Below are 4690 nucleotides of genomic sequence, written 5' to 3' on the forward strand. Positions count from 1 at the left end.
ATAATGGCATCATATTTTTGGGTAGGCTCCATGTCATATAATTCCTGGATGCCAAATAAACTTGGTTGTCGTATAATGGTCATAAGAAGCACTCCTTCAGTCTTTTTATGGTTGTATAGTCAACTACTATTATACAAGATTTGGGGAGGTGCTTCTTTTTTCAACTCTCAAAACCGTTGGGAGACATGGACTAAGAATTATGAAATTCATTCAGATGAATTTTTAAAATACTATTTTTATATTGGAACATATAAGTAAAACTTATTACAAAATAGTAGATTTATAAGTAGATAGAACTAACAAACATCGGTGTTTCGTTACATTACAATTTTCCTTATGTTTGCTAGTAAAATTTATAAATCCAAATTAAAAATAAACTGTTCACCAATCCGACCAATTTTTCTCCTACCCGTATCCTTAAACCCTACTTTTGAGTATAATTTCTGAGCGGGAAAATTTTTATGATTAACCGCTAATACAATTTCATTGCAGCTAGGAAATTCACTTTTAACAAAATCGCGTAGAAGGAGCATTGCTTGTTTAGCATATCCTTTACCTTGCTCAGCATAATTAACAGACAGTGTCGTTAATAACATAGCATTGGGATTATTTGAATACTCCTTTATCCGATCAGTGGAGTGTAATAGAAAGAAACCAACTGGCTTATTTCCACATAGTAAGACAATACGATGCTGCCCTTCCTTCACTACCTTATATTTATATGGTAATGCCGTAAATTGTGCTTGTTCTTCAGGAAGTTCAAAAGTAGCTAATTCCTTCATATGCTCATTCGAAAAATGCTCCAACTTAACTTCATCTATTGATTGCATAAACAAAATCCTTCCTCATCTATTTAAATTACTGTTTGCGTCCATCTAATACCAACAACTATATGACATTAACCTCCGTTTCTTCTTTTGAAATAAGCTGATTATAAGAGGCGATCATTCATCATATTTACCAATTGTACCTTAGTAGAAAACAGTTACTAGCAAATTATACAAAGAATGAAGAATAATGACAGACCAAAGCGAATTACTCTTTTTATACACAAATCCAAAAATAATCCCCATTACAAAGACATTTAATATAGAACCTAAAACATAAGGGAATCCGAACATATCTTTATAAAACCAAATAGGGAAATGAATCGATACAAAGAGTAAAGCTGTAATGGCATTCGCTACCCAAAATCGAAATGAATCCATAAGTTTTCTTAATATAAACCCCCTAAAGACAATTTCCTCGGTTATTCCAACTAATAGAATTGTATTAAGCCATTGGTTAAACCCTAATTGAAAATCAACTTGCTCTAAAACAGAAAAGTTTACTACTACAAAATAGAATATGAAAACGACAGATCCCCATCCGGCCCATTTCAAACCTTTTCTATCGTTTTGACGTAACCTTAAATAGGAAAATGCATTTCTTTGTTCTATCAGTCTAATTAAATATATAACTGGAACAATCCAGATTACTATTTTAACTATGGCTGATACTAATGTTCTCGGTATAGAATCTAACAAATCTAAATATTGAACTAACCATATCTCTCTAATACACCATAGGATAAAGAATATTATGAAATACACCCAGATATAATTTTTATTTACACTTGCGTTTATTAGAAGCTCCCCCATTTCTCTTATAAAATCATGCCTCTCTTACTTCATGAATTCTACAAAATAATAATAGTTTATTATGATTCTACCAGTACAAAGAATTCTTTCAACTCCTTTAGAAGATTTTCTATGTTAGGTTCAAATATATTATGATCGGAATCCTCCAATACAACTAAGTTAGAATTTGGAAATCTCTCCAAATATTGATTGCTATCTTTTGGTGATAGTAGTGACCCAGTTTTCCCACCTCGAATAATAAGAACAGGACACAGAATATTGCCTAATCTATCCCAAAATGATACTTGCTTTGATTCTCTTTGAATTCCATATAATGAATGTATTTTCATCCTTTCTGGTAAAGGCTTACCTCTCCAAATAGGTAAAGCGGTAAATTGCTCTACCCAATTAGTCGGGAGTTGGGAGTGATAAGCAGGATAATCCCCCAACACTAGACCTTTAATTGAATTTAAATTGCTTAGAGCATACCCTAATGTGTAGGAAACTCCTCTTGAATAGCCCATAATGATCAATTCATTTATTTTAAGGTGTTTAATCACTGCATCAATATCACTTATATGATCTTCTAACGTATATCCTACTTCAGGATCATCGCTTTTTCCCCTTCCTCTTAGCGAAATTGCAATACATCTCCTAGGATATAGCGATTGAATTAGAGGAATATAATCTTCTGCGGACTCTGAAAGACCTGGAACGATAACGAAAGGTGTTTCGTTTTTTGTTGAATTTGACTTGCTGTCTATAATTTCAATTAATGTACCTTTATTACTTACTAGATTACTATCCATTTTCACTCATACTCCCCTTTTTATTATTTTGCAAATAAATTCCATTTAAATATGAAAAATTCCTTCTATTTTCTAGAATTGTTTGTGGGCGAACGTGTAGTAATACAAAATGTAAACATATAGAGTTTTTTGTTCATTATTTCGTTTTTTCCACTCCTTTTATTTTCATATTTTTTGAAAGTATACTGTTATTACTTCGTAGAGTAATTTAAAATTAATCATAGCGTAATTTTAATTGAAATAATTAGATATTTCAATTATTATATATAAGAGGTCAGTAATCAGTAATAAATAACATAGCCAATCTTCTTTTATTTCTAATACGTAGTAGAATTTGCAGTGTTTTTAACAAAGAATACTTGCAAGCTTGCTTGTGACAACCGTTTCTACATTTTTAGGTAAGGTAAGTACCTTATTATCTCTCAAAAAAATTAGCGTTACGAAAACTTTACAATCATATTTTTAGAAGGAGGTTTTCAATTATGACAAAAATTCACCAATTAAGCCCGAGTTCTAAATCACTCCACGGCTTCTTCAGTAAAGATTTAGAACCTGCATTAGAAATAGATTCAGGAGATACCGTTCATTTTAAAACACTGGACAGCGCATGGGGTGTTGCGAAACGGAAAGCAATAGGTGAACCTAGAGAAAGATTTAGCGATGTTCAGCCACACCGGATACCTAAGGGGTTTGGTCATTCATTAATTGGTCCTATCAATATTAAGCAAGCAAGCCCAGGGCAAACTTTAGAAGTTCAGATTAATGAAATTATACCTGGGTTGTGGGGATGGACTTCAGCAGGTGGGTTCCCTAGCTACTGGAATCAGAGATTAGGAATGGTTGAAGAAAAAGAAGTAATGTTAGACTTTGAATTAGATACTAATCAAATGATTGGAAAAAGCCAATTTGGAAATTTTGATTTCACAGTAAAGCTGACTCCCTTCATGGGAATTATGGGTATGCCACCGTCTACACCAGGACAACATACCACCATTTCACCCCGGTCAACCGGAGGAAATATTGACTGCAAAGAGTTACAAGCCGGTAGCATATTGTATTTACCAATTGAAGTAGAGGGCGGTTTGTTTTCTACAGGAGATGGGCATGCTGCACAAGGAGATGGTGAAGTTAGTGGTCCCGCATTAGAATGTCCTATGGAAAAAGTCAGTTTGACATTTAATGTTTTAGACGATTTTCCAATACAAAGACCTATGGCTAAAACTAAGGATGGATGGCTTACGATGGCATTTCACGAAAACCTAGAGGAAGCAATGTGGATTGCTTTAGATGACATGCTACAACTTATATCAAATTTATACAATATATCTCGAACAGAAGCATACGCATATGCTTCGTTAGTTGTTGACTTAAGAGTTACCCAAATCGTAAATACTGCAAAAGGAGTTCATGCATTTCTTCCGTTTGATGCATTAAGATAGTTTACGCCATAAAAATTAATCCTTATTACAAGTAATCAAGTAATCCAATCATTTTTTTGTTATAATTATTTTGACTTTTATGTGAAGGGACTGAACTATGCGCAGATATCAATATTCCAAACCTCATAATAAAATAATACACATTGGAGGCTAAAATATTGATTACCGAACTACGAACAGAAAGATTACTGCTGAAAAAAATGGAAGTATCCCATTCTTCTAGTCTATTTAAAATCTGGTCTGATCCCGATGTAACAAAGTTTATGAATATTAATAGTTTCACAGATGAAAGTCAAGCAATAGAAATGATTGAAATGCTTGACATGTTATCTCAAGAAAACAAAGCTATTCGATACTCCATTTTTCTTTTAGAGTCCAACCAAATTATAGGTTCTTGTGGTTACAACTCCTTAGACTTTGAAAATTTAAAAGCAGAGATTGGTTATGAAATTAGTAAAGAATATTGGGGTAACGGATTTGCTTCAGAAGCTGTCCTTACACTAGTAAATTATGCGTTTCATAATCTTAATTTCAATAGGGTTGAAGCAAAAATTGAACCTGATAACAAAAATTCAATTAAGCTTGTTGAAAGGTTGAATTTTCAATTTGAAGGTACTCTAAGAAAATCGGAAAGATCAAAAGACACGTTTATTGATCTAAATATGTATTCAAAATTAGTAACTGATTAGTAAGTTCAAAGAGGCTGGGACAAAACTAGCCAGAAAGTAATAAAAAACTGGTTCTAAGCGATTGAAAATTGCTTGGAACCAGTTTTTTGAAATCATTTCCATTTCCTAAACTAGATTTACCCATTTTGGCGGTA

5 protein-coding genes are annotated in these 4690 nt (G+C 32.8%); 2 read left to right on the forward strand and 3 right to left on the reverse strand.

Annotation, left to right across the window (positions count from 1 at the left end):
- Positions 1-353: 353 nt before the first annotated feature.
- From AAIB49_RS19415 to AAIB49_RS19425, 3 genes are all read right to left on the reverse strand, one after another.
- A complete protein-coding gene (locus AAIB49_RS19415) occupies positions 354-830 on the reverse strand; it encodes a GNAT family N-acetyltransferase (RefSeq protein WP_343459004.1) in 477 nt (158 codons plus the stop codon).
- A gap of 141 nt (positions 831-971) precedes the next feature.
- The gene (locus AAIB49_RS19420; protein ID WP_343459005.1) at positions 972-1640 is read right to left on the reverse strand and encodes a CPBP family intramembrane glutamic endopeptidase; all 669 of its coding nucleotides are present in this window, start codon (positions 1638-1640) and stop codon (positions 972-974) included.
- Positions 1641-1699: 59 nt separating this feature from the next.
- The gene (locus AAIB49_RS19425) at positions 1700-2428 is read right to left on the reverse strand and encodes an alpha/beta fold hydrolase (RefSeq protein ID WP_343459007.1); all 729 of its coding nucleotides are present in this window, start codon (positions 2426-2428) and stop codon (positions 1700-1702) included.
- 482 nt (positions 2429-2910) lie between these two features.
- Here AAIB49_RS19425 and AAIB49_RS19430 point away from each other — a divergent pair, with 482 nt between their 5' ends.
- Together AAIB49_RS19430 and AAIB49_RS19435 are read left to right on the forward strand one after the other, a co-directional pair.
- Positions 2911-3867: an acetamidase/formamidase family protein gene (locus AAIB49_RS19430; protein WP_186871449.1), complete on the forward strand. Its 957-nt coding sequence runs from the start codon at positions 2911-2913 to the stop codon at positions 3865-3867.
- 158 nt (positions 3868-4025) lie between these two features.
- Positions 4026-4556: a GNAT family N-acetyltransferase gene (locus tag AAIB49_RS19435; RefSeq protein WP_343459006.1), complete on the forward strand. Its 531-nt coding sequence runs from the start codon at positions 4026-4028 to the stop codon at positions 4554-4556.
- The last annotated feature ends 134 nt before the right edge of the window (positions 4557-4690 follow it).

The sequence above is a fragment of the Ornithinibacillus proteolyticus genome (assembly GCF_039581225.1).
Lineage (GTDB): Bacteria > Bacillota > Bacilli > Bacillales > Amphibacillaceae > Ornithinibacillus > Ornithinibacillus massiliensis.